This window comes from Streptomyces sp. NPDC044106, assembly GCF_056433985.1.
The window spans coordinates 357,931-381,483 of record NZ_JBWKFZ010000006.1 but is presented as its reverse complement, the minus strand read 5'-3'; the positions used below and the strand labels follow the sequence as shown (position 1 = coordinate 381,483).

Annotated in this window: 22 protein-coding genes and 1 other RNA gene; 17 read left to right on the top strand and 6 right to left on the bottom strand. The window is 70.5% G+C overall.

Going from position 1 to position 23,553, the window contains the following annotated elements; all coding sequences use genetic code 11:
- Positions 1-240: 240 nt before the first annotated feature.
- From AC07DI_RS13485 to AC07DI_RS13470, 4 genes are all read left to right on the top strand, one after another.
- On the top strand, positions 241-1,911 hold the full coding sequence (locus AC07DI_RS13485; RefSeq protein WP_384255018.1) for a serine/threonine-protein kinase: 1,671 nt from the start codon (positions 241-243) through the stop codon (positions 1,909-1,911).
- Positions 1,912-2,056: 145 nt separating this feature from the next.
- Complete coding sequence (locus AC07DI_RS13480; RefSeq protein WP_384255015.1) at positions 2,057-3,298, top strand: serine/threonine-protein kinase; 1,242 nt, start codon at positions 2,057-2,059, stop codon at positions 3,296-3,298.
- A gap of 432 nt (positions 3,299-3,730) precedes the next feature.
- A complete protein-coding gene (gene prfB / locus AC07DI_RS13475) occupies positions 3,731-4,837 on the top strand; it encodes a peptide chain release factor 2 (protein WP_055569414.1) in 1,107 nt (368 codons plus the stop codon).
- Between the two features lie 281 nt (positions 4,838-5,118).
- Positions 5,119-5,808: an LPXTG cell wall anchor domain-containing protein gene (locus tag AC07DI_RS13470; protein ID WP_478904362.1), complete on the top strand. Its 690-nt coding sequence runs from the start codon at positions 5,119-5,121 to the stop codon at positions 5,806-5,808.
- Positions 5,809-5,943: 135 nt separating this feature from the next.
- Here the strand turns inward: AC07DI_RS13470 and AC07DI_RS13465 are convergent, their stop codons facing one another.
- On the bottom strand, positions 5,944-6,135 hold the full coding sequence (locus AC07DI_RS13465) for a hypothetical protein (protein WP_384255011.1): 192 nt from the start codon (positions 6,133-6,135) through the stop codon (positions 5,944-5,946).
- A 250-nt stretch (positions 6,136-6,385) separates the two neighbouring features.
- Between AC07DI_RS13465 and ftsE the strand changes: the two genes are divergently transcribed.
- From ftsE to dacB, 6 genes are all read left to right on the top strand, one after another.
- Complete coding sequence (ftsE, locus tag AC07DI_RS13460; protein WP_055569411.1) at positions 6,386-7,075, top strand: cell division ATP-binding protein FtsE; 690 nt, start codon at positions 6,386-6,388, stop codon at positions 7,073-7,075.
- 70 nt (positions 7,076-7,145) lie between these two features.
- Entirely contained in the window at positions 7,146-8,063 is a 918-nt protein-coding gene (gene ftsX, locus AC07DI_RS13455; protein ID WP_384255007.1) for a permease-like cell division protein FtsX, read from the top strand.
- A 78-nt stretch (positions 8,064-8,141) separates the two neighbouring features.
- Positions 8,142-9,338 carry a S41 family peptidase gene (locus AC07DI_RS13450; RefSeq protein WP_478904360.1) on the top strand — a complete coding sequence of 399 codons (1,197 nt, stop codon included), beginning with the start codon at positions 8,142-8,144 and terminating at the stop codon, positions 9,336-9,338.
- 18 nt (positions 9,339-9,356) lie between these two features.
- Positions 9,357-9,878 (top strand): SsrA-binding protein SmpB, encoded by a 522-nt coding sequence (gene smpB / locus AC07DI_RS13445; protein ID WP_384255002.1) that lies wholly within the window; start codon positions 9,357-9,359, stop codon positions 9,876-9,878.
- 112 nt (positions 9,879-9,990) lie between these two features.
- Positions 9,991-10,360, top strand: a transfer-messenger RNA (tmRNA) gene (gene ssrA, locus AC07DI_RS13440).
- Between the two features lie 130 nt (positions 10,361-10,490).
- Positions 10,491-12,086 carry a D-alanyl-D-alanine carboxypeptidase/D-alanyl-D-alanine endopeptidase gene (dacB, locus tag AC07DI_RS13435; protein ID WP_478904358.1) on the top strand — a complete coding sequence of 532 codons (1,596 nt, stop codon included), beginning with the start codon at positions 10,491-10,493 and terminating at the stop codon, positions 12,084-12,086.
- Here the strand turns inward: dacB and AC07DI_RS13430 are convergent.
- Positions 12,007-13,251, bottom strand: coding sequence for an MFS transporter (locus AC07DI_RS13430; protein WP_478904356.1), 1,245 nt, complete (start codon positions 13,249-13,251; stop codon positions 12,007-12,009). The two genes, dacB and AC07DI_RS13430, sit on opposite strands and share 80 nt — an antisense overlap.
- 83 nt (positions 13,252-13,334) lie before the next feature.
- Here AC07DI_RS13430 and AC07DI_RS13425 point away from each other — a divergent pair, with 83 nt between their 5' ends.
- The 7 genes from AC07DI_RS13425 (at position 13,335) to AC07DI_RS13395 (ending at position 21,726) form a co-directional block, all read left to right on the top strand.
- Positions 13,335-14,321 (top strand): LysR family transcriptional regulator, encoded by a 987-nt coding sequence (locus AC07DI_RS13425; protein ID WP_478904355.1) that lies wholly within the window; start codon positions 13,335-13,337, stop codon positions 14,319-14,321.
- 187 nt (positions 14,322-14,508) lie between these two features.
- Entirely contained in the window at positions 14,509-15,375 is an 867-nt protein-coding gene (locus AC07DI_RS13420; protein ID WP_478904353.1) for a hypothetical protein, read from the top strand.
- A complete protein-coding gene (locus AC07DI_RS13415; protein WP_478904352.1) occupies positions 15,372-17,708 on the top strand; it encodes a bifunctional polysaccharide deacetylase/glycosyltransferase family 2 protein in 2,337 nt (778 codons plus the stop codon). Before AC07DI_RS13420 ends, AC07DI_RS13415 begins: the two co-directional genes overlap by 4 nt.
- The gene (locus tag AC07DI_RS13410) at positions 17,705-19,051 is read left to right on the top strand and encodes an acyltransferase family protein (protein ID WP_478904351.1); all 1,347 of its coding nucleotides are present in this window, start codon (positions 17,705-17,707) and stop codon (positions 19,049-19,051) included. The genes AC07DI_RS13415 and AC07DI_RS13410 overlap by 4 nt, the downstream gene beginning before the upstream one ends.
- Before the next feature lie 212 nt (positions 19,052-19,263).
- Positions 19,264-19,890: a hypothetical protein gene (locus AC07DI_RS13405; protein ID WP_478904349.1), complete on the top strand. Its 627-nt coding sequence runs from the start codon at positions 19,264-19,266 to the stop codon at positions 19,888-19,890.
- Positions 19,887-20,930 carry a hypothetical protein gene (locus tag AC07DI_RS13400; protein ID WP_478904347.1) on the top strand — a complete coding sequence of 348 codons (1,044 nt, stop codon included), beginning with the start codon at positions 19,887-19,889 and terminating at the stop codon, positions 20,928-20,930. Before AC07DI_RS13405 ends, AC07DI_RS13400 begins: the two co-directional genes overlap by 4 nt.
- A gap of 31 nt (positions 20,931-20,961) precedes the next feature.
- Positions 20,962-21,726: a hypothetical protein gene (locus AC07DI_RS13395; protein ID WP_478904345.1), complete on the top strand. Its 765-nt coding sequence runs from the start codon at positions 20,962-20,964 to the stop codon at positions 21,724-21,726.
- On the opposite strand, the gene AC07DI_RS13390 is transcribed toward AC07DI_RS13395, so the two are convergent.
- From AC07DI_RS13390 to AC07DI_RS13375, 4 genes are all read right to left on the bottom strand, one after another.
- Positions 21,723-21,923 carry a DUF397 domain-containing protein gene (locus AC07DI_RS13390; RefSeq protein WP_478904343.1) on the bottom strand — a complete coding sequence of 67 codons (201 nt, stop codon included), beginning with the start codon at positions 21,921-21,923 and terminating at the stop codon, positions 21,723-21,725. The genes AC07DI_RS13395 and AC07DI_RS13390 overlap by 4 nt on opposite strands.
- Positions 21,924-21,935: 12 nt before the next feature.
- The gene (locus AC07DI_RS13385; RefSeq protein ID WP_478904474.1) at positions 21,936-22,259 is read right to left on the bottom strand and encodes a Scr1 family TA system antitoxin-like transcriptional regulator; all 324 of its coding nucleotides are present in this window, start codon (positions 22,257-22,259) and stop codon (positions 21,936-21,938) included.
- A gap of 181 nt (positions 22,260-22,440) precedes the next feature.
- Entirely contained in the window at positions 22,441-22,629 is a 189-nt protein-coding gene (locus AC07DI_RS13380) for a DUF397 domain-containing protein (protein ID WP_478904341.1), read from the bottom strand.
- Between the two features lie 15 nt (positions 22,630-22,644).
- Positions 22,645-23,496: a helix-turn-helix domain-containing protein gene (locus tag AC07DI_RS13375; protein ID WP_478904339.1), complete on the bottom strand. Its 852-nt coding sequence runs from the start codon at positions 23,494-23,496 to the stop codon at positions 22,645-22,647.
- Positions 23,497-23,553: the final 57 nt, after the last annotated feature.

Genomic DNA, 23,553 nt, shown 5'->3' with positions numbered 1-23,553 from the left:
TATGTGTGAGAGGGATCCCGGAAAGGTCAATTCGGGACCACTCGGCAACCAAGGGCCACGGGCGCGCGTCTTTCCACCGGACAACGATCCGGAACGTCCCGGGAAGAAATGACCGGACGGAATACGACCCGTCGGCGCCCTGTTCGGCGGCACTACAGTAGGTCGGAACACCTTCGGACAGACCCCCGGACCGAACCAGCGTCCGGACGGGACCAGCCAGACCAGCAGGGAGCGCATGACGTGCGGCCGGTAGGCAGCAAGTACCTGCTCGAGGAGCCGCTCGGGCGCGGCGCCACGGGCACCGTCTGGCGAGCCCGCCAGCGGGAGACCGCGGGCGCCGAGGCGGCCGTTCCCGGCCAGCCCGGCGAGACCGTCGCGATCAAGGTCCTCAAGGAGGAGCTCGCCAACGACGCGGACGTCGTGATGCGCTTCCTCAGGGAGCGTTCCGTCCTGCTCAGGCTCACGCACGAGAACATCGTCCGCACCCGCGACCTGGTCGTCGAGGGCGACCTGCTCGCCCTCGTCATGGACCTCGTCGACGGCCCCGACCTGCACAAATACCTGCGCCAGAACGGTCCGTTCACGCCGGTCGCGGCGGCCCTGCTGACCGCCCAGATCGCCGACGCGCTCGCCGCGAGCCACGCCGACGGCGTCGTGCACCGCGACCTGAAGCCCGCCAACGTCCTGCTCAAGCAGGACGGCCAGGGCATGCACCCGATGCTCACCGACTTCGGCATCGCGCGCCTCGCCGACTCCCCGGGCCTGACCCGCACCCACGAGTTCGTCGGCACGCCCGCGTACGTCGCGCCGGAGTCCGCCGAGGGCCGCCCGCAGACCAGCGCCGTGGACATCTACGGCGCGGGCATCCTGCTGTACGAGCTGGTCACAGGACGTCCGCCGTTCTCCGGCGGCTCCGCGCTCGAAGTCCTGCACCAGCACCTCAGCGCCGAGCCGCGCCGCCCCTCGACCGTCCCGGGGCCGCTGTGGACGGTCATCGAGCGCTGCCTCGACAAGAACCCGGAGCGCCGCCCCAGCGCGGAGAACCTCGCCCGCGGCCTGCGCGCCGTCGCCGAGGGCGTCGGCGTGCACTCCACCCCGGCGCAGATCGCCGCCGCGGAGGGCGTGGGCGCCCTGCTCATGCCGGACCCCGCGCCCGCCCACGTGCCGGACACCCCCGGCGCGGCCGACCCCACGCAGGTGCTGCCGAGCAACGCGGGCTCGTACGACCCGGCCGCGCCGACCAGCGTCATGCGGAGCACCGGCGGGCACGGCCCGGACGCCGACCCGACCTCGGTGCTGCCCACCGGACCCGGCGCCGCCGACCCGACCGCGGTCATGCCGCCCGTCCCGCCGAACGGACCCGGGGCCGACCCGAACGACCCGCATCCCTGGCAGAACCAGATGCGCGCGGCCCGCGACCGCAACGAGCAGACGCAGTACCAGGCGCACCTGGACCCGAACGACGACCCGCTGCGCCGCCGCCCCCAGCGCCAGGTGGCGCGCCCCCAGCAGCCGCCGCAGCAGCGCCCCCAGCAGTACGCGCCGCAGCAGCCGCGCGGGCAGCGGCCCCAGCAGCAGTACGCCCCCGCGCCGCAGCACCACCAGCCGCAGCACCAGCCCCAGCAGTACGCGGCGCCCCCGCAGGCGCCGCAGCCCCAGCAGCCCGCACCGGCGCCCACGCGCGAGCCGCGGCAGCCGCGTCAGCGCAGCGCCAACCCGATGAAGATCCCGGGTCTTGGCTGCCTCAAGGGCTGTCTGTTCACGATCCTCATCCTCTTCGTCGCGAGCTGGCTGGTCTGGGAGTTCAGCCCGCTCCAGGACTGGATCGGCACGACGAAGGGGTACTGGGAGCAGCTGACGGACTGGTACCACACGGTGGGCGACTGGATCGGCAAGGTCGGCGGCAAGTAGCGCCGTCTGCGTCGGGGCAACCCCTGGACCGGTCCGACGAGTCCGGTGATTTGTCGACACCTGCAGAGTGATTTCCGCTCCCGGAGTGAAGGTTGGCGGCAAGGCCGCGTAGTTTTGTCGCCAACACGCATCCGTAGGAGCAGTCTTGACGCGCAAGATCGGCAGCCGGTACACCGCCCACCAGATCCTGGGCCGTGGCAGCGCCGGCACGGTGTGGCTCGGCGACGGACCCGAAGGCCCCGTCGCCATCAAGCTGCTGCGCGAGGACCTGGCGTCCGACCAGGAACTCGTCGGCCGCTTCGTCCAGGAACGGACGGCTCTGCTCAGCCTCGACCACGCGCGCGTGGTGGGCGTCCACGACCTGGTGGTCGACGGCAACGACCTGGCCCTGGTCATGGACCTCGTCCGCGGCACGGACCTGCGCACCCGCCTGGAGCGGGAGCGGCGCCTGGCCCCGGAGGCCGCCGTCGCCATCGCCGCGGACGTCGCCGACGGGCTCGCCGCCGCGCACGCCGCGGGCATCGTGCACCGCGACGTCAAGCCCGAGAACGTCCTCCTGGACATGCAGGGCCCCCTCGGCCCCGGCGGCGCGCACCCCGCCCTCCTCACGGACTTCGGCGTCGCCAAGCTCATCGACTCCCCGCGCCGCACCCGCGCGACGAAGATCATCGGCACCCCTGACTACCTCGCCCCCGAGATCATCGAGGGCCTGCCGCCGCGCGCCGCCGTCGACATCTACGCGCTGGCCACGGTCCTGTACGAGCTCCTCGCGGGCTTCACCCCCTTCGGCGGCGGCCACCCCGGGGCCGTCCTGCGCCGCCACGTCACCGAGACCGTGGTCCCCCTGCCCGGCATCCCCGAGGAGCTCTGGCAGCTCCTCGTCCAGTGCCTGGCCAAGGCGCCCGCGTCCCGCCTGCGCGCCTCCGAGCTCGCCGCGCGCCTGCGGGAGCTGTTGCCGCTGGTCGCGGGGATGCCGCCGCTGGACGTCGACGAACCCGACACGGAGCCGTCGCAGGCCGAGGAGGCGTACGAGGACTCGGCCCCCGAGCCGCGCGAGGCCGCTCCCCGGCGGGGTGCGGTGCCCCTCGTCCCCGGCTCGGCCTCCACCGACTCCAACCGCGACACGCACACGTCCATGCGGGTCCCCGGCCCCGACGAGCTGGCGGGCGGCGCCCGCGGCACGGCCCGCGCGCCCCGTGCCGCAGGCACGGCCCGCCCCGGCTCCGCCAAGCACCGCGTCTCGGCCCGTCGCCGCCGGATCACGCTCGGGGTGGCGGGCGTGGTGCTCGTCGCGGCGGCGGGCGTCGGCACGTGGGCCGCCACGACCGGCGACGACCCGGACTCCCCCCCGACGGAGCCGGGCAACTCCGCCCCCCGCACGCCCTGACCCCCGCGTACGGGTGGTCCACCTCACCCCGCATGTCGTCCGCGGGTACGCCGTGGCCGCTCGCGCGGTTCCCCGCGCCCCTGGGTGGTCCGCCTGGGCCGGCGTGTCGTCTGCGGGTATGCCGTGGTTGCTCGCGCGGTTCCTCGCGCCCTGGGTGGTCCACCGCACCCCGCACCCAAGGCGCCGCCCCAGGGGCGCGAGGAACTGCGCGCCCAGCCCACAACCACCCGCAGACAGCAGCGCACGCCCGCTCCCCCAGGGGCGCGGGGAACTGCGCGCTCAGCCCCCACGGCCCGCAGGCAGGTCTTCAGGGGCGCGGGGAACTGCGCGACAAGCCCACCGCCGCCCGCAGGCGAACCCGCGGAGCAGTGGAACCCACCCCCACCGCCCCGCCCCGCAGGGCCCCGTCCCCATAACCGTTACCCTGGATTCGTGGCAGTCGTCGATGTATCCGAAGAGCTCAAGTCCCTCTCCTCGACCATGGAGTCGATCGAGGCCGTCCTGGACCTCGACAAGATGAGGGCCGATATCGCCGTGCTCGAGGAGCAGGCGGCCGCACCGTCCCTCTGGGACGACCCCGACGCGGCGCAGAAGATCACCAGCAAGCTGAGCCACCTCCAGGCGGAGGTCAGGAAGGCCGAGGCGCTCCGTGGGCGCATCGACGACCTCGGCGTGCTGTTCGAGATGGCCGAGGAGGAGGACGACCCGGACACCCGCGCCGAGGCCGAGTCCGAGCTCACGGCCGTCAAGAAGGCGCTGGACGAGATGGAGGTCAGGACCCTCCTCTCCGGGGAGTACGACTCCCGCGAGGCCGTCGTCACGATCCGCGCGGAGGCCGGCGGCGTCGACGCCTCCGACTTCGCCGAGAAGCTCCAGCGGATGTACCTGCGCTGGGCGGAGCGCCACGGCTACAAGACGGAGCTCTACGAGACGTCGTACGCGGAGGAGGCCGGCATCAAGTCGACCACCTTCGCCGTCAACGTCCCGTACGCCTACGGCACGCTCTCCGTCGAGCAGGGCACCCACCGCCTCGTGCGCATCTCGCCCTTCGACAACCAGGGCCGCCGCCAGACCTCGTTCGCCGGTGTCGAGATCCTCCCCGTGGTCGAGCAGACCGACCACATCGAGATCGACGAGAGCGAGCTGCGCATCGACGTGTACCGCTCCTCCGGCCCCGGCGGCCAGGGCGTCAACACCACCGACTCCGCGGTGCGCCTGACCCACCTGCCGACCGGCATCGTCGTCTCCTGTCAGAACGAGCGCTCGCAGATCCAGAACAAGGCGACCGCGATGAACGTCCTCCAGGCGAAGCTCCTCGAGCGCCGCCGCCAGGAGGAGCAGGCGAAGATGAACGCGCTCAAGGGCGACGGCGGCAACTCCTGGGGCAACCAGATGCGTTCGTACGTCCTGCACCCGTACCAGATGGTGAAGGACCTGCGGACGGAGTTCGAGGTCGGCAATCCCGAGTCCGTCTTCAACGGCGAGATCGACGGCTTTCTGGAAGCCGGAATTCGCTGGCGCAAGCAGCAGGAGAAGTAAAAGCCGCCGATAACGGCTTTATCGACAAGGCAACTGCCACCCTTGAGGCGGCAGTTGCCTTTTTCGTCACAGTCACATCTCCGTAGGACGGTCAACACCCCAGATTTCGGACATCGCGCCCGCAACGACCTTGACGCTGCTGTGAAAAGTAGAAAGGCTGGCGCGCGGCATGCGTATTCCTGGGGCGCGTGGGATCTGTGGGGGCTGATCGAATCGCCCCCGGCGAACGCAGCCCCGGACGCTGCCTCTCTGACAATTCAGCTACTGGGGGTAGCAACCAGATGACCAAGAAGACGCGGATCCGTGTCGCGCGGATAGCCGCCGGTGCCGTGATCGCCGCCGGCGCCTCGCTGACCGCCGCGGGAGCCGCTTCGGCCCTCGACGTCGGTGTCGACCTCGGCGGCGTCGGAGTCGGCGCGCACGCCGACGACAGCGGCGTCGGCGTGGACGTGGACGTTCCGGGCGCCGAGAACCCGGAGATCCCGGGGCCGGACGACCCCACGGACGACCCGCCGGTGCCCACCGAGGAGCCCACCAGCCCCGAGGAGCCGACGAACGAGCCGACCGAGCCCACCGAGGACCCGGACCCGGACCCGACGACGCAGCCCACCACCGACCCGACCGACCCGGGGAACGGTGACGGCGGCAACACCGGCAACGGCGGCGACACCGGCAACGGCGGCGACACCGGCAACCACGGCGGCAACGGCACCAACCCCGACGGCGGCTCCGTCCCCGTCGAGCAGGGCAAGGGCAAGGACAGCCTGAACGACACCGGCTCCCAGCCGGTCGAGCAGGGTGGCCACACCGCGGACAGGGCCGCTGACAAGGGCGGCAAGGGCGGCGAGCTCGCCGAGACCGGCGCCGCCGAGACCACGTTCCTGCTGATCGGTGCCGCGACGATGATCGCCGGCGGCATCGGCTTCCGCGTCCTGCCGCGTCTCGTCGGCAACCGCGGCGCCGCCGCCTGAATCAGGCGGTGACGTACGCCACGTACGTGTGAAGAAGGGCCCGGAGCTCGATCAAGCTCCGGGCCCTTCTGTCAGGTCTCTGCGGACGCGTGCGTGCCGTGACTGTTCGTGACCGCCCGGCGCGACGCCCAGCCGCTACGCGGTCTGGTGCGCGAGCAGCGCGACCGCCGCGATCAGCACGACGAGCAGCGCTATCAGCGCCGCGGGATTGAGCCCCGCGAAGGGCCCTTCCTGCTGCATACGGGCGCGACTGGCCCGGCACACGGGGCACCGGCCCTCACTCACAGGCGCTGCGCAGTTCGCGCATACCAACCGATCCAGGGTCATGCGCTTCTCCTCCCGCACAGTCTCAGCCTGCCCAACGCTGAGGGGGACCCAATCGTTCCCCCTACCACTGTGCCAGCTTCCGTGGATTTCGGCGCGCCCCGTCGCCTCCCGTCGCCTCCCGGCGCTTTCCGGCGGATCCGTACCCCCGTACTTCCGAGACAATCGGCGCAACTCAGGACGCCGACTGCGCTCGCGCACCGGCTTCGCGTATGGTCACGCTCACCTACCCCCGGCAACCCGTGGTGCATCCGTGATCCGATTCGACAACGTCTCCAAGGCCTATCCGAAGCAGACCCGCCCCGCGCTCAGGGATGTCTCCCTCGAGATCGAGAAGGGCGAGTTCGTCTTCCTGGTGGGGTCATCCGGCTCCGGAAAGTCCACCTTCCTGCGGCTCGTCCTGCGCGAGGAGCGCACCAGCCACGGCCAGGTGCACGTCCTCGGCAAGGACCTCGCGCGCCTGTCCAACTGGAAGGTGCCGCACATGCGGCGCCAGCTGGGCACCGTCTTCCAGGACTTCCGCCTCCTGCCCAACAAGACCGTCGGCGAGAACGTGGCCTTCGCGCAGGAGGTCATCGGCAAGTCCCGCGGCGAGATCCGCAAGTCCGTGCCCCAGGTCCTCGATCTCGTGGGCCTCGGCGGCAAGGAGGACCGGATGCCAGGCGAGCTCTCCGGCGGTGAGCAGCAACGCGTCGCGATCGCGCGCGCGTTCGTCAACCGCCCGAAGCTCCTCATCGCCGACGAGCCGACCGGCAACCTCGACCCGCAGACGTCCGTCGGCATCATGAAGCTGCTCGACCGGATCAACCGGACCGGCACCACCGTCGTGATGGCCACCCACGACCAGCAGATCGTGGACCAGATGCGCAAGCGGGTCATCGAGCTGGAGAAGGGCCGTCTCGTCCGCGACCAGTCGCGCGGCGTCTACGGCTACCAGCACTGACGGTCCCGTCCCCCCGACGGCCCCGTCCCGCTCGTACCGTCTGAACCACCTGATCCACTGAAAGGCCGCCATGCGCGCCCAGTTCGTCCTGTCGGAGATCGGCGTCGGTCTCCGCCGAAATCTCACGATGACCTTCGCGGTCATCGTCTCCGTAGCGCTTTCGCTCGCCCTGTTCGGCGGTTCGCTGCTCATGCGTGACCAGGTGAGCACGATGAAGGGCTACTGGTACGACAAGGTCAACGTCTCGGTCTTCCTCTGCAACAAGGCCGACGCCGAGCAGGACCCCAAGTGCGCCAAGGGCGCCGTCACCAACGAGCAGAAGGACCAGATCCTCCGCGATCTGAAGAAGCTGCCCGTCGTGGACAAGGTCCAGCACGAGTCGGCGGACGAGGCGTACAAGCACTACAAGGAGCAGTTCGGCGACTCACCGCTGTCCAGCTCGCTGACGCCGGACCAGATGCAGGAGTCGTACCGCATCAAGCTCAAGGACCCCGAGAAGTACCAGGTGGTCGCGACCGCCTTCTCCGGGCGCGACGGCGTGCAGTCCGTGCAGGACCAGAAGGGCTACCTGGACAACCTCTTCGGCCTCCTCAACGGCATGAACTGGGCGGCCGTGGCGGTGATGGCGCTGATGCTCGTCGTCGCGCTGATGCTGATCGTCAACACCGTGCGTGTATCGGCGTTCAGCCGCAGACGTGAGACCGGCATCATGCGGCTGGTCGGCGCGTCCAGCTTCTACATCCAGATGCCGTTCATCATGGAGGCCGCGGTCGCCGGTCTCATCGGCGGCGGTGTCGCCTGCGGAATGCTGCTGATCGGCCGGTACTTCATGATCGACCACGGCCTCGAACTCTCGGAGAAGATCAACCTGATCAACTTCATCGGCTGGGACGCGGTCCTGGCCAAGCTGCCGCTGGTGCTCGCGATCGGCCTGCTGATGCCCGCGCTTGCCGCGTTCTTCGCGTTGCGCAAGTACCTGAAGGTGTGACAAGAGCCCTCCGGGTGTCCGGGCGCCGTACGGTTCAACCAGCCGTACGGCGCCCTCCGTTGTCCTAGACTCACCGTCATGTCAGGCCTCGACCGGTTCGCCGATCGGATCTCCGCGCCCCGCCGCATCCGCCGCGGGGCCACGCTGACATTGGTCTTCGCGAGCGTCCTCGCGACGGGGGCCGCCACCGGATCATGGAGCGACGCGGCGGACGACAGCCGGAACGCGCCACCTCCTTTGCTGCGGTCCGACACCGTGCTGTCGTCGGCCGACGGGACCGGCACCGCCGAGAAGGCCGCGGACGCGGCCGCCGAGGCCATGGCCGACGGCAAGTCCGGCAAGAAGGCCGCCGAGGAGGCCGTCAGCCGCAGCGGGGACCGCTGGGGCTCGGTCTACTCCCCGGGGGAGTACCAGGAGTTCGAGAAGGCGCTCGGCGGCGGGTACACGGGCGTCGGCCTGTGGGCCCGGCGCACCGCGGAGGGGCGCATCGAGGTCTCCCGGGTCCGCGAGGGCGGGCCCGCCGACCGGGCCGGGCTCCGCGAGGGCGACCGGCTGCGCTCCGTCGACGGCGCGCGCGTCACGGGACGCCCGGTCACGGAGGTCCTCACCCGGCTGCGGGGGAACCGTGCGGGCACCCCGGTCGTTCTCGGCCTGGAGCGCGGCACGCGCGCGTGGCGCGAGACGCTGCACCGGGCCCACCTCTCCACGGACCCCGTCACCGTCACCCAGCTGCCGAGCGGCGCCGTCCTGATCAAGGTCGCGGCGTTCACCAAGGGCTCCGGGGACGCCGTGCGGGACGCGGTGCGCACGGCCCCCGAGAACGCCGGAATACTCCTCGACCTGCGCGGGAATTCCGGGGGCCTGGTCTCGGAGGCGGTCACGGCCGCGTCCGCGCTGGTCGACGGCGGCCTGGTCGCCACGTACGACGTACGCGGGGAGCAGAAGGCGCTGCACGCCGAGCGGGGCGGCGACACGGACAGACCCCTGGTCGCGCTGGTGGACGGCGGCACGATGAGCGCGGCCGAGCTGCTCACGGGCGCCCTCCAGGACCGCGGCCGCGCGGTCGTGGTGGGCTCGAGGACCTTCGGCAAGGGATCGGTCCAGATGCCGAGCCGCCTGCCGGACGGATCCGTCGCCGAGCTGACCGTCGGCCACTACCGCACCCCGTCGGGGCGCGCGGTGGACGGCCGGGGCATCACGCCGGACCTGGAGGCCGAGGACGGGGCTGAGAAGCGGGCCGAGACAGTATTGACTGGCCTCGGACCCCCCTCGTAGTGCGAAAATGGCCGCACTATGGCGAAGGAAAAGGTAAAGCGCAAGGCCGCGAAGGCCGCTGAGAAGGCCCCTGCCCGCAAGATGGTCGCGCAGAACAAGAAGGCGCGGCACGACTACCACATCCTGGACACCTACGAGTGCGGCCTGGTGCTGATGGGCACCGAGGTCAAGTCGCTGCGGATGGGCCGGGCCTCCCTGGTGGACGGCTTCGTGCACATCGACCGCGGCGAGGCGTGGCTGCACAACATCCACGTCCCGGAGTACGTACAGGGCACCTGGACCAACCACTCCGCCACGCGGAAGCGCAAGCTCCTGCTGCACCGGGCCGAGATCGACAAGCTGGAGTCCAAGTCGCAGGAGACGGGTCACACGATCGTGCCCCTCGCCCTGTACTTCAAGGACAGCCGGGTCAAGGTCGAGATCGCGCTGGCCAAGGGCAAGAAGGAGTACGACAAGCGGCAGACGCTCCGCGAGAAGCAGGACACGAGGGAGACGAGCCGCGCGATCTCGGAGGTGCGGCGCCGGCAGGGCATCGCTTAGCCCGCCCGACAGGAATAGGCTGGCACCGTCGTACGTTGGTCACGTACGATGGGTCTTGCCCCGCTGGTGACGGGGCGCCCGGATCGGAAGATCCACCTTGAAAAATCAACATGGGGATGATCGGTTTCGACAGCGGATGTCGAAGCAGGGGAAGCGTGTCGAGGAAGCGGCAATGATCTCGTAAACCATATGTCGCAAAAAATAATCGCCAACACCAAGCGCGATTCCTTCGCCCTCGCTGCCTAAGTAGCGACTTGCGAAGTGTCAGCCCGGGGCTGTTCCCGACCCGGATCCTGGCATCAGCTAGGGAACTAAACTTCTAGACCCGGTCACGGGGTTTAGAAGGAAATCAAACAGTGGCTGGGCCCGTCGGCGACTTGTTCGCGTGATCGCCGGGGCCGAGAAAATCGCAGCGAACTGCACACGGAGAAGCCCTGATTCTGCACCGTTGGACGCGGGTTCGATTCCCGCCATCTCCACAATTCCCATGTGAGGCGAAAGCCCTCCGGTCACCGGCCGGGGGGCTTTCGTCGTAGATGGCCGTTGTTCGTCGTCGGCCAAGCCGGAGTGGGGTCTGTCGGGACGCCTTCGAGTCGGGGATGCTCCAGGGTCATGAAGAGACCCGTGAGACGCGTCAACACCCGCATGCGCCACTGGATCTGGCCCGCCGTGCTCGCCGTCGCGGCGGCCGGGCTCTCCGCCGGTTCCCCGGCCGGCGCCGACTCCGACCGGTCGGGGCTGCCCGAAGCCATCGACACCATCCTCGGCGACCCGCGCATGGAGGGCGGCGTGGCGAGCGTCGTGATCGCCGACTCCGCGTCCGGCGACGTCCTCTACCAGCACCGCTCCAGCGGGCGCCTGATGCCCGCATCCAACACCAAGCTGCTCACCTCCGCGGCGGCCATGGAGCTCCTCGGCCCCGACCACCGCTTCACCACCGACGTCCTCTCCGACGGCTCCCGGCACGGCCGGACACTCCGGGGTGACCTGTACCTGCGCGGCACCGGCGACCCGACGACACTCGCCAAGGACTACGGCCAACTCGCCGCGAAGATCGCCGACTCGGGGATCAGGCGGGTCACGGGGCGCCTCGTCGCCGACGACACCCGCTTCGACAGCAGGCGCATCGGTGACACCTGGGCCGGCGACGACGAGTCCTCGTACTACGCCGCGCAGATCAGCGCCCTCAGCGTCGCGCCCGACACGGACTACGACACCGGGACGGTCATCGTCCAGGTGGCACCCGGCGCGCGGCCCGGGGACAGACCGCGAGTGAGCGTGACGCCGAAGACCGACTACGTGGACATCGATCTGCGGGCGACCACCGTCGCCGGGGGCGGCGCCGACACCGTCGCCGTGGAGCGGCAGCACGGCAAGAACACCATCACCGTCAGCGGCACCGTCCCCGTCGGCGGGGACACCACCAAGGAGTGGGTCACCGTCTGGGAGCCCACCGGATACGCGGCCGACGTCTTCAGGGACGCCCTCGCCGCGCACGGCGTGCGGGTGAGCGGACCGACCAGGACCGGGACCGCCACGCCGAAGGGCGCCCGGCAGCTGGCCTCGCACGACTCCATGCCGCTCAAGGAGCTCATGGTCCCGTTCATGAAGCTCTCCAACAACATGCACGCGGAGAGCCTCACCAAGGCCATGGGTCACCGCGCGACCGGGCGCCCCGGGAGCTGGGACGACGGCATCGCCGCGATCGGCGGGTACCTGAAGACGGCCGGCGTCGACCCGGGCAGGATCCGTCAGGTCGACGGCTCCGGGCTGTCCCGCAAGGACAACGTCGCGGCCGAGCAGTACATCAGGCTGCTGCGGTCGGTGAAGGGCGAGCCGTGGTTCGCCGACTGGTACGCGTCCCTTCCGGTGGCCTGCGCCCCGGACAAGTTCACCGGCGGCACGCTGCGTTCGCGGATGTGCGGGACTCCGGCGGCCCTCAACGTCCACGCGAAGACGGGGACGCTGACGGGGGCGTCCGCTCTGTCCGGTTACGTCAAGGACAAGGACGGGCGCGAACTGGTCTTCAGCATCATCCTCAACAACTACCTGCCGTCGTCGGTGAAGGCGCTGGAGGACGCCATCGTGGTCACGCTCGCCTCGTCGACGGGGGACAGGGCCGTCCTGGTCACGCCGCGTTCGAAGCGCGCGTCCGGGCGGGACGGCGGCGAGCTGGAGTGCTCGTGGCGCAAGCCTGCGCGGTGCTGAGCAGCAGCGCACAGCAGGCGGCGGTGACCGGCACTCCGTAGCCCGCGGTGGTGCCCAGGTGCTCCACCGCCCAGCCGCCGCCCGCAGCCCCGCACGCGATGCCCCCGAGGAGGCCGGTCACGGCGAGGGTCATGCCCTCGTTCAGCCGCCCCTCGGGGGTGCGCCGCTGGACCAGCGTCATGCCGGTGACCAGCGTGGGCGCCGTCGCCATCCCGGCGACGAGCAGCGCTCCGGAGAGGACGGTCAGCGAGCCCGTCACCACCACGGCGAGCAGGGGCAGCGTCATCATGGCCGCCATCGCGGCGGCGCACAGGAGGTGGCGGCGGCCGAGCGGCCCGCTCGGTCTCACGGCTCCGTAGAGGAGGCCCGCGGCGCAGGAGCCCGCGGCCTGCAGGGCGAGGACCACGCCCGCGGCAGCCTTGTGGCCCTGGGAGTCCGCGAAGGCGATGGTGACGACTTCGAGGGAGCCGAAGACGGCACCGGTGGCGAGGAAAGCGGCCAGCAGGGCGGGCATCCCGCGCGCGCGGAGGGGCGATTTCGCCTCCGCGGACGTTTTCGTACGTCCCTGGGGCGGGGGTTCCGTCGAGCGCTGGGCGGCGAAGACGAGGATGCCGCTCACCAGCAGGACCACGCCGGTCAACGTGCCGGCCTGGGGGAAGAACGTGCCGCAGAGGAAGGCCGCGAGGACCGGGCCGAGCATGAAGCAGAGCTCGTCGGTGGCCTGCTCGAAGGAGTTGGCGGTGTGCACGGCCTGTGTGTCGTCCTTGAGGAGGTGGGCCCAGCGGGCCCGGGACATGCCTCCCGTGTTGGGGGTCGTGGCCGTGGCGGCGTACGACGCGAAGAGCGTCCAGTCCGGCGCCCCGTAGCGCACGCACAGCAGCAGTGAGAGGGAGCCGAGGGCGGCGACGAGGGTGGCGGGGACGGCGACGCGCGCCTGGCCGTGGCGGTCGACGAGCCGCGCCGTCCAGGGCGCGACGACGGCGGTCGCCGCGAGTCCGGTCGCGGTGACGGCGCCGGCCAGGGCGTACGAACCGCGCGCCCCGGAGATCATGATGACGGCGCTCACGCTGAACATGCCCATGGGGAGGCGGGCGACGAGGTTGCCGAGGGTGAAGGCGGTGGCGCCGGGTATCGCGAAGAGTCGCGCGTAGGGGTTGCGGGGCATGGAGCCAGCCTCGCCGGGAGAGATCGGCGGGGTCCAACACCTTCTGGGTGCCGATTCACGCACCTGCGTTGTAGGTTCCTGCGATGACCGCAGAACCAGTCGTACGCCGCCGCGATGTGGACCCGCGCCTGCTGCGCGCCTTCGTCACCGTCGCGGAGGAGCTGCACTTCACCCGGGCGGCCTCCAGGCTGTACGTCGCACAGCAGGCGCTGAGCCGTGACATCCGGCGCCTGGAGCGGGAGTTGGGCGCCGGGCTCTTCGCGCGTACGACGCGGCAGGTCGTGCTGACCGCCGACGGCGAGCGGCTGCTGCCGTACGCGCGGCGCGTCCTGGAGGCCCAGGACGACCTGGCCGCAGCCGCCATCGGCGCGGCCCGCCCGCTGCTCGTCGACCTCAACAGCCCCGGCCTGGTCTTCGGGCGCATCCTGGAACGGGCCCGCGAACTCAGCCCGGAGTGCGAGCTGATGGCCCGCTTCGAGAGCGGACTCACCGGCGCCGCCGCCGAGTTGCTCGCCGGGCGGCTCGACGTCTCCTTCGGGCGCTTCGCGGGTCTGGCTCCCGCGCTGCGGGCCGGGCTCGACCAGCAGCCCGTGCGGTACGAGCCGATGGCCGTGCTGCTTCCCTCCGGCCATCGGCTGACGGAGCTCGACGCGGTGCCGCTGGACGCGCTCGCGGGCGAGACCGTGTACGCGGGGGCCGGCAACCCCAGGACGCCGGAGTGGACCGACCTCGCACGCTGCCTCTTCAAGGGGCGCGGCATCGAGATCGCGCCACCCGTGCCGCTCGCCGTCGGCGTCGCGGAATTCGAACGAGTCATGGCGAAGAACCGGTATCCGGTCCTCGCGGTGGTGGACTTCCCGGCCATGCGGGGAGCCGAGCTGCGGCCGCTGACCGATCCCGTCCCGCTGTCCCCGGTGTCGCTGGTGTGGCGAAGGGGCCTTGTACACCAGGGACTTACCGCGATGCGCACGGCCGCCGCGACGCTCGCCGCCGAGGAAGGCTGGCTGGACAGGCCTTCGGGCGCCTGGGTTCCGACCGCAGATTCACTCATCATGATGAGTCCGAACTGACGACAACCACACGCCTCGCTCCGGTGCGTACATTCGTGGCCTGAGGGTTCTCGAGTGCAGCTTGAGCACACCTCGAATGCATGGTGAAAGTGGGGGCGTTGGGATCGGGTGGGGGCCCGGTCCGGTCGGCGGGCACTCGTGTTCGTACGCGCACCCGAGCCGGATATGTGGGGGGTTGTGCGTACGCATGGAAACGTGGCGAGAAGATGCCCTGTCAGGACACACTCATGATCCGAACGAGGTCACCGTTCAGATCGACGGCGTCGGGCGCCAACTGGCGGACCTGCCTCCCGACCCGGGCCGGGAGGCCACGGCCGACGGGCCGGTGTTCGTCGACGAGACGGGCCGCCGCAACCGGAGATTCCGCAGGCTCGGCGTGATCGTCGGCATCGTCTGCGCGGTCTACGCGGTGGTCATCGTCGGCACGCTGCTCTCGGGCAACTCCAGCGCGCCCTGGCTGCCCATGCCGGGCCCCGAGGACGACAAGCCCGCGAGCAGGATGCGGCTCCCCGACCGCCCGGCGGTACCCGCCGATCCGTACTTCCCGTCGAGGGTGTCGCCGTCGGACGAGGCCAGGGGCGGCCCCGACGGAATGCCGGAGTCCGGTGACAGCGGCGAGCTCGGCCCCTTCCGGGCCGGGGGCGACGACAGCCGGAGCACGCCCTTTGCCCCCGGCCCCGGTTCCAGCTCCGGCACCAGCACTGGCACCGGCTCCGACACCGGCCCCGACACCGGCTTCGGCCCCCGTCCCGCCGACGGCGTCGACAGGCCAGGCCCGGGCCCCGGTCCGGCCGTCGGGACCCCCGGCCCGGTCCCGCCCGGCGGCACCGCGGGCCCCGGCTCCGGACCCGGCCCCACCGATCCGACCGTCCCGCCCGTCGAGCCGCCCCCGGCGTCCCCCGAGCCCAGCGTCAACGGCGGTGTCAGCGGCGGCGGAAGCGGGGGAGACGGCGGAGGCGCGGGCGCAGGCGGCGAGGCCCCCGTCGTCTATACCTCTCCCGCGGCGCGGTCCGTCTCGGACACCAAGCCGTCCTCGGAGGGCGCACAGCGATGAACTTCCGCACCACCCGGGGCCGGTCCGGCCGCCTCCGGGCCGACGGCCACACCCACGGGCCACGCACCCACGGGCCACGCGCCCGCGGGCCCGGCGCCCACGGCCAAGCCTCCCCGGGCCCGGCCACTGACGCCCGTCCCGGCCCGGCACAGAACCGGCACGCCCCTGGCAGCGGACGGCGCAGCGGACGGCGCCGCCACCGCCTGCCCCTGCGCCATCTGCTGCCCCCGCTGCTCCTCGTCGCGCTGCTCGCGATGCTGATGCTGCGCGGGTACGTGCACAGCGAGATCCTCGCCGACCACCGCGTCAGGCCCCCCGCACCCACCGATCACGTGCCGCGGAAGATCCTTGAGGGCGGCCCCGTCATCGACACGCGGGGCGGCCGCGAGACCACGCTCAAGGTGCCCGACCACCGGCTCGTGCTCACCTTCGACGACGGCCCCGATCCGGAGTGGACGCCCAAGGTCCTCGACGTCCTGAAGGAGCACCACGCCCACGGCGTCTTCTTCGTCACCGGCACCATGGCCTCGCGCTACCCCGGCCTCGTGCGGCGCATGGTGGACGAGGGGCACGAGGTGGGCCTGCACACCTTCAACCACCCCGACCTCTCCTACCAGTCCACGAGCCGCATCGACCGGGAGCTCTCGCAGAGCCAGCTCGCGCTGGCGGGCGCCGCGGGCATCCGGACCTCGCTCTTCCGCCCGCCGTACTCGTCCTTCGCGAACGCCATGGACGACAAGTCGTACCCGGTCACGCGGTACATAGGCCGCCGCGGCTACCTCACCGTGGTCAACAACACCGACAGCGAGGACTGGCAGCGCCCCGGCGTCGACGAGATCATCCGCCGGGCCACGCCCAAGGGCGGCGCGGGCGCCGTCGTCCTCCTGCACGACTCCGGCGGCGACCGCTCCCAGACCGTCGCCGCGCTGGACCGCCTCCTGCCCGGACTGGACCGCAAGGGGTACCGGCTGGTCAACCTCACCGAGGCCCTGGCCGCGCCGAGCGCGCACACCGAGGTCAGCGGCGTGGAGCTGTGGAAGGGAGAGGCCTGGGTCTTCCTCGTCGGGGTTTCCGAGCACCTCACCGACGGGCTCGCCGTGGCACTCGCCGTCATCGGCGTCCTGGTCCTCGCCCGCTTCGGACTGATGCTGCTGCTCTCCGCGGTGCACGCGCGCCGGGTGCGACGGCGCGACGACGGCCGGTTCCCGCCGGTCACCGAACCGGTCTCGGTCCTGGTCCCCGCCTACAACGAGGCCAAGTGCATCGAGGCGACGGTCCGCTCCCTGATGGCGGGCGACCACCCCATCGAGGTCATCGTCATCGACGACGGCTCCTCGGACGGTACGGCACGCCTCGTGGAAGGGCTGTGCCTGCCGGACGTACGCGTCGTACGCCAGCGGAACGCGGGCAAGCCGGTCGCCCTCAACCGAGGCCTGGCCAACGCCCGCTTCGACCTCATCGTGATGATGGACGGCGACACCGTCTTCGAGCGGTCCACCGTCAGCGAACTCGTGCGGCCCTTCGGCGACCCGCGCGTGGGCGCAGTCGCGGGCAACGCGAAGGTCGGCAACCGCGACTCGCTCATCGGCGCCTGGCAGCACATCGAGTACGTGATGGGGTTCAACCTCGACCGCCGGATGTACGACATGCTGCGCTGCATGCCGACGATCCCGGGCGCGGTCGGCGCGTTCCGGCGGTCCGCCCTGGAGCGGGTCGGCGGCATGAGCGACGACACCCTCGCAGAGGACACCGACATCACGATGGCGCTGCACCGTGACGGCTGGCGCGTCGTCTACGCCGAGAAGGCGCGCGCCTGGACCGAGGCCCCGGAGTCGGTCCAGCAGCTCTGGTCCCAGCGCTACCGCTGGTCGTACGGCACGATGCAGGCGATCTGGAAGCACCGCGGGGCACTCGTCGAGTCGGGCCCTTCCGGCCGCTTCGGCCGGGTCGGACTCCCGCTGGTGTCGCTGTTCATGGTCCTGGCCCCGCTCCTGGCACCCCTCATCGACGTCTTCCTCCTCTACGGCCTGGTCTTCGGCCCCACCCAAAAGACCGTCCTCGCATGGCTGGGCGTGCTCACGGTGCAGGCGGTCTGCGCGGCGTACGCCTTCCGCCTCGACCGCGAACGCATGACCCACCTGATCTCGCTGCCCCTCCAACAGGTCCTCTACCGGCAGTTGATGTACGTCGTGCTGCTCCAGTCCTGGATCACCGCTCTCACCGGGGGCCGGCTCCGCTGGCAGAAGCTCCGGCGCACGGGAGTGGTGGAGGCGGCGCCCGTATCCATCCCCGGGCAGCGCACGGGCAGCCATGAGCGGAGGCCCGTCGCATGAGCCACGGCCGCGTACCGGAGGGCTTGCGTCCGCCCAGCATCGACACGACGCGTTCGGCGGCTCGCGAGGAGCCGGGGTGCGAGGGGCGGGGGCGCGGGGAGCGGGGGCGTGAGGGGCCGGGGCGCGACCGTTACCTGGACCTCCTGCGCTCCCTCGCGCTCGTCCGCGTCGTCGTCTACCACCTCTTCGGCTGGGCATGGCTGACGATCGTCTTCCCGTCCATGGGGGTGATGTTCGCGCTGGCGGGCTCACTGATGGCGCGCTCGCTGAAGCGGCCCGCGTGGAGCGTGATCAAGGGCCGCGTGCGCCGACTCCTCCCGCCCATGTGGGTGTTCAGCGCGGTGGCGCTCACGCTGCTCTTCGCGGGCGGCTGGAACATCTCCGGGGACCCCGACCACGGGGGCACGTGGGGCCTGCTCTCGATGGTCGGCTACGTGGTGCCGGTGGGCGCCGCGCCCTTCCCGTGGCACCTGGGCGATCAGGCGGGACTCCTGGAGGACACCTGGGCGGTGCAGGCGGTGGGACCGCTCTGGTACATCCGCGCGTACCTGTGGTTCGTCCTCGCGTCCCCGTTGCTGCTGCGGGCGTTCCGCAGGTTTCCCTGGGCGACGCTGCTCGCCCCGCTGGCGCTGACGGCGGTGGTCGGCACGGGCGTCGTGACGATTCCCGGCGAGACGGGCAACACGGTCTCGGACTTCGCGGTCTACGGCAGCTGCTGGGTCCTGGGCATCGCCCACCAGGAGGGCGTACTGGCGCGGGTCCCGCGCTACCTGGCCGTGTCGGCCGCCGCCCTCGTCATGGCCTTCGGCCTCTGGTGGGCCTCGGCGCATCCGGGCCCGGACGGCTGGGACCTGAACGACATCCCGCTGGCGCAGGCGACGTGGTCGCTGGGTTTCGTGGTCATCCTGCTCCAGTACGCGCCGTCCTGGCAGGAGTTGCCGGGAAGGCTGGCGAAGTGGGACAAGCTGGTCACGCTCTCCAACCGGCGGGCGATCACGATCTACCTCTGGCACAACTTCCTCATCATGGCGACGGTGCCGATCATCGACATGGCGTACGACCTGTCGCTCATGGAGGACGAACGCTGGAGTTCGGCGCTCGACTCGACGTACATGCTGTGGATGACCGTCCTGGTCTGGCCGTTGATCGGCCTGACGGTGGTGGCCGTGGGGTGGGTCGAGGACCTGGCGGCGAAGCGGAGGCCGAGGCTGTGGCCGGATGGACGGACGTACGGACGTACGGGCGGACGGGCGGACGGGCGGAAGTGGAGGTTCCACTCCCGGCACCGCCCGCGGCCCGTTTGCGCCTCGTACCGCGAAGCGAAAGGGAACCGGGCTCGATGAGTGACTGACGGCTGACCGATGGTCGACCGAAGCCAGCCGAAAGCTGGTCGAAGGGCAGGGGTTTGGGTCGGTATGCCCCGCTGCTAGGCACACTCGCCGCTGGCATGGCCACAGTCCCCATGGATAGCTTGGTTCACTCCAGAGAACCTCCCACCCTTCACAGGAGCTGACCGACCGTGAACCGCCGCCCCACTTTGCTCGCAGCGGCCGCCATGACTGTTGCGGCAGTCGTCTCGCTTTCGGCCTGCGGAGGGAGTGACGGCGATTCCCAGGACAAGGACAAGATCGCCGGCGCGGACTCGGGTGGCAGGGCGAGCGAATCGCCGTCCGCCAAGGCGTCCGACGACGGGGTCGACCGGCCGGAGATCGAGTTGCCGAAGGGGGTGAAGAACGTCTTCGAGGGCGGCAGGACCGGTGACTCGAAGAAGGACGCCGTGCTGGCCGACAACGAGCGGTGGCTCAACTCCCTGATCGAAGCGGTGACCGTCGAAGCCAAGGATCACCCGGCGCTGAAGTTCTACGCGGCGGGCGACGGCCTGGTGGCGTCGGCGGAGTACATCCAAGGGTTCCAGGAGAAGAAGAAGAGCTTCGTCGGGACCATTCGGTACTACGACCGCAAGGTCACTTTCCTCAAGGACGGTGTCGCGGCGGTGTCGTACTGCAAGGACGGCACCAAGACGTACCCCAAGGATCTGAAGACCGGCACGGTGGACAGGTCGATCGAGGGCTCCGCGAGTGACTACGCCTTCGTCAACACGCGCGTGACGAAGAACGACAAGGGCGTGTGGCAGACGGACTCCGTCACGTCCACGACGGCATCCAAGAAGTGCACGCCGTGAGCGCCCGGAAGCCGTCGGTCCGTTGGTTCGCTCCTGCCCTGGCGGTAGCTGTGGCACTGATCCCCGCTACGGCCCACGCCGGCGGCGGCGACAATGGCGGCGGCGGCGACATCGGGAACGGGCAGCAGTCGAAAGGCACCCGCCAGGGCAGGTACCTCGGCGTCGAGACCAAGATCCGGACCACGGTCGAAGGCAGCCCGAAGTCCGCGAAGACCGGCACGCTCACACCCGCCAACAGCAACTGGGACCCGCCCGCCTGCTGGTACGAGCCCGCCTACACGCCGAAGCAGATCGAGGCGACGGTCAAGGCGATCCGGACGATGAAGGTCTTCGGGATCGGCGACTTCGTGGGCGGGGTCTTCGACTCGTACTTCAAGGAAGGCCACCCGTACAAGAACTACAACCTGGACAAGCAGGGCGACGGGCAGTTCTGGGCGGCGGTCGTCGACGACAAGCGCAAGGACGAACCCGGGGCCAAGGCCTGCACCAAGCTCCCGTTCTGGGTGGCGAAGGGCGAGACGCCGAAGGAGCCGCTCGCCGTCTCCCCCAGGGTTCTCGCCGAGTACGCATACGGCCAACTCCCGGTTCCCGACACCGAGATCGAAATGGCGCCGAAGGGCGAGACGAAGGTCAACCTGCCGACGTGGGTGTGGCTGGACAAGGCGAGGTTCAAGAAGGTCTCGGTGACCGCGAGCCTCCCGGGAACGGATCTGTCCGCCACGACGACGGCCAAGCCGGTCTCGCTGAAGATCGAGCCGGGAACGGGCGACGCCGAGACGTTCCCCGCCTCCGGTGAGTGCCCCATCAAGGACGGCCGGATCGGCAGTCCTCGCGCCAAGGGAACACCGGCGGACACGGATCCGCCGTGCGGAGTGCGGTATCTGCGGTCGTCGGGCGACGGATCGTACGAGCTCAGGGCCACCCTCACGTGGGAGGTCCGCTGGACGAGCACCTCGGGTGAGGGCGGCAAGCTGCCGGCGGGTGAGTTCGGCGCGGCGCAGGACGTCGTCGTGCGAGAGGTTCAGTCGGTCAACCGGTAGCAGGACGACGCGGACGAGGAGAGGGAACGGCATGGGGAACGGGCGCGAGCGGGTCAGCAGCGGGCAGGTGCGGAAGATGTTCCGGCTCATGGCGAGCGGGGAGCCCGTGGTGCTCACCACCCCCATGTCCTCGCTGAAGAAGCTCGCCCGACTCGCGTACGTCGCCGAGCAGTTCGGCTACCAGTACATGGACGCTCGTTACAGCGGTGGCCGCAACGCCCAGCTCCAGCTGTTCATCGCCCCCGACCCGAGCCCTCAGGCGCAGCAGCGTGCGGCGCAGTCCTGGGCCATGTATCCGCACGCCGCCGAAGCCGGTGCGCTCCCGCCGTCGCGGCCCGAGGCCGTGGAGCTGATCAAGGCCCGCGCCAAGTTCGACCTCACCGGCAAGAATGCCGAGCAGCGCATGCTGTACGGCATCGGTGGCGTCACCCTCGCCAGTGTGGTGCTGGCCTTCCGCTTCGGGGGCGAGCGCGGTGACTTCGTCGTCGCGGGGATCATCTGGGTCGCCCTGATGGGCCTCGTAGGCATCGGCTTCGTCGTCAACCGGCGACGCAACGCGAAGTTCGCGGCGCGGCTCCAGGGGATGGGCTTCGTGCCGGTGACCGATGAGACGGGGCGCCTTCGGTATCTGCCGCCGGGTACGCCGTGGGGTATGCCGGTGGGTATGCCGGTGGGCCCGCCTCCGGGAGCACCCGCGCCTGTGTACCCGAACCCGTACTTGAGCCCCTCTCCGTATGCGCAGGGACCGTATGCGCCTCAGGCGCCGCACCAGTACCAGCAGCCGCCGTCGGCCTAGGACCCGTGCCGACGGGCTGCCTTCAGCGTTCGTATCAGGGCGTGCAGTGGTGTGGGGGCGGTGATGAGGATCGTCTCGGGGGTGTCGCTTTCGCGGAGGTGGATCGTGTCGGGGGCGGGTGCGGATATGTAGACGCAGTTCGAGGAGTCGGGACTGAACGTGGACTTCTGCCAGTGGGGGGTGGGCAACTCCGGCATGACTGGTGCCTCTCAGGTGTCCTGGGCGATGCGGTGGATGAGGTCGCGGGACTCGGCGGGCCCCAGCGCGTTCTCCTCCATGCGGGCAATCACGAAGCGGTACTTCTCCAACTGTGCTTCGGCGTCGAGGAATTCACAGCCGTGGTGTGCGTCCAGCTGGACTGTATCGAGCTGTGGCACGGGCCCACTGAGGTAGTCGATGGGCTGCCCCGTGCCGGGGAAGGACCCCCTGCCGAACGGGAGTACGCGCACGGTGACGTGTTCGAGCTCGCTCATCTCCAGGATGTGGTGGAGCTGGCCTCGTACGGTGGCGGCTCCGCCGTATCCCATGTGCAGGGCGCCTTCGGTATCTGCCGCCGGGTACGTCGTGGGGTACGCCGGGGGGGGGTATGCCGGTGGGCCCGCCTCCGGGGGTGCCCGCGCCTGTGTACCCGAACCCGTACTTGAGCCCCTCTCCGTATGCGCAGGGGCCGTACGCGCCTCAGGCGCCGCACCAGTACCAGCAGCCGCCGTCGGCCTAGGTCCCGTGCCGACGGGCTGCCTTCAGCGTTCGTATCAGGGCGTGCAGTGGTGTGGGGGAGGTGATGAGGATCGTCTCGGGGGTGTCGCTTTCGCGGAGGTGGATCGTGGCGGGGGCGGGTGCGGATATGTAGACGCAGTTCGAGGAGTCGCCACTGAAGGTCGACTTCTGCCAGTCGGGTCGCATGGGGGACGTCTTCTCTCAGAGCTGCTGGGCGAGGTTGTGGATGAGGTCGCGTGACGCGCGAGGGGTGAGCGCGCCGTGCTCCAGTCGATCCAGTACGGTGCGGTACTTCGCCAACTGTGCCTCGGCATCCAGGAATTCGCATCCGTGGTGTGTGTCCAGCTGCACTGTGTCGAGTTGCGGTACGGCCCCGGCGAGGTAGTCGACGGACTGTCCGGTGCCGGGGAAAGCGGCGTCTCCGAAGGGAATGACCCTGATGGTGACGTTGGGCAGCTCGCTCATGGCGACGAGGTGGAGCAGCTGGGCGCGGCTGGTGGCGGAACCGCCGAAGCCCATGCGCAGGGCGGACTCGTGGATGGTCGCCGCATACGGGGCGGGGGAGTCCCTGTGAAGCACTTCCTGGCGCTTGATGCGGTGTGTGAGGCGGTGCTCGATCTCGTACTGACGCATGGGCGGGACCACTGCGCGGAAGAGGGCGCGGGCGTGGTCCGTCGTCTGCAGGAGTGCGGGGATGTGGATGACCAGGGCAACCCGGAACTCCCGCGTGTAGTGCTCCAGTTCGGCCAGATCGATCAGGCTTACGGGGAGGTGATCTCGGTACTCGTCCCACCAGCCCCGCTTGCGGCCGCCTGTCATGGCGGCCAAGGCGTCGAGCAGCGAGTCGTCGGCGCAGTTGTAGGTGCGGGCGAAGCTGCGGATACGGTCGGCGCCCACAGGGTAGCGGCCGGCCTCGATGCTGCTGATCTGGCCCTGCCTGAGGCCCAGCTGCTCGGCGGCGGCTGTCGCGGTCAGTCCTGCCTGCTCTCGTAGCTTGCGCAGTTCGGTGCCCAGTCGCCGCTGGCGGAGGGTCGGGTTGGTGCTGGGCGGCACGTGTGCCTTCTCTCTTGCAGGGCGTGGCCCTCGCGTCACCCACACGAGGGAAATGTG

What these genes read in the sequence shown, in the direction of transcription:
- AC07DI_RS13470 (WP_478904362.1), top strand. Translation starts at nt 5,119, where the DNA reads ATGACCAAGAAGACGCGGATCCGTGTCGCGCGGATAGCCGCCGGTGCC.
- AC07DI_RS13465 (WP_384255011.1), bottom strand. Translation starts at nt 6,135, where the DNA reads ATGACCCTGGATCGGTTGGTATGCGCGAACTGCGCAGCGCCTGTGAGT.
- ftsX (WP_384255007.1), top strand. Translation starts at nt 7,146, where the DNA reads ATGCGCGCCCAGTTCGTCCTGTCGGAGATCGGCGTCGGTCTCCGCCGA.
- AC07DI_RS13450 (WP_478904360.1), top strand. Translation starts at nt 8,142, where the DNA reads ATGTCAGGCCTCGACCGGTTCGCCGATCGGATCTCCGCGCCCCGCCGC.
- smpB (WP_384255002.1), top strand. Translation starts at nt 9,357, where the DNA reads ATGGCGAAGGAAAAGGTAAAGCGCAAGGCCGCGAAGGCCGCTGAGAAG.
- dacB (WP_478904358.1), top strand. Translation starts at nt 10,491, where the DNA reads ATGAAGAGACCCGTGAGACGCGTCAACACCCGCATGCGCCACTGGATC.
- AC07DI_RS13430 (WP_478904356.1), bottom strand. Translation starts at nt 13,251, where the DNA reads ATGCCCCGCAACCCCTACGCGCGACTCTTCGCGATACCCGGCGCCACC.
- AC07DI_RS13425 (WP_478904355.1), top strand. Translation starts at nt 13,335, where the DNA reads ATGACCGCAGAACCAGTCGTACGCCGCCGCGATGTGGACCCGCGCCTG.
- AC07DI_RS13420 (WP_478904353.1), top strand. Translation starts at nt 14,509, where the DNA reads ATGGAAACGTGGCGAGAAGATGCCCTGTCAGGACACACTCATGATCCG.
- AC07DI_RS13415 (WP_478904352.1), top strand. Translation starts at nt 15,372, where the DNA reads ATGAACTTCCGCACCACCCGGGGCCGGTCCGGCCGCCTCCGGGCCGAC.
- AC07DI_RS13410 (WP_478904351.1), top strand. Translation starts at nt 17,705, where the DNA reads ATGAGCCACGGCCGCGTACCGGAGGGCTTGCGTCCGCCCAGCATCGAC.
- AC07DI_RS13405 (WP_478904349.1), top strand. Translation starts at nt 19,264, where the DNA reads ATGACTGTTGCGGCAGTCGTCTCGCTTTCGGCCTGCGGAGGGAGTGAC.
- AC07DI_RS13395 (WP_478904345.1), top strand. Translation starts at nt 20,962, where the DNA reads ATGGGGAACGGGCGCGAGCGGGTCAGCAGCGGGCAGGTGCGGAAGATG.
- AC07DI_RS13390 (WP_478904343.1), bottom strand. Translation starts at nt 21,923, where the DNA reads ATGCCGGAGTTGCCCACCCCCCACTGGCAGAAGTCCACGTTCAGTCCC.
- AC07DI_RS13380 (WP_478904341.1), bottom strand. Translation starts at nt 22,629, where the DNA reads ATGCGACCCGACTGGCAGAAGTCGACCTTCAGTGGCGACTCCTCGAAC.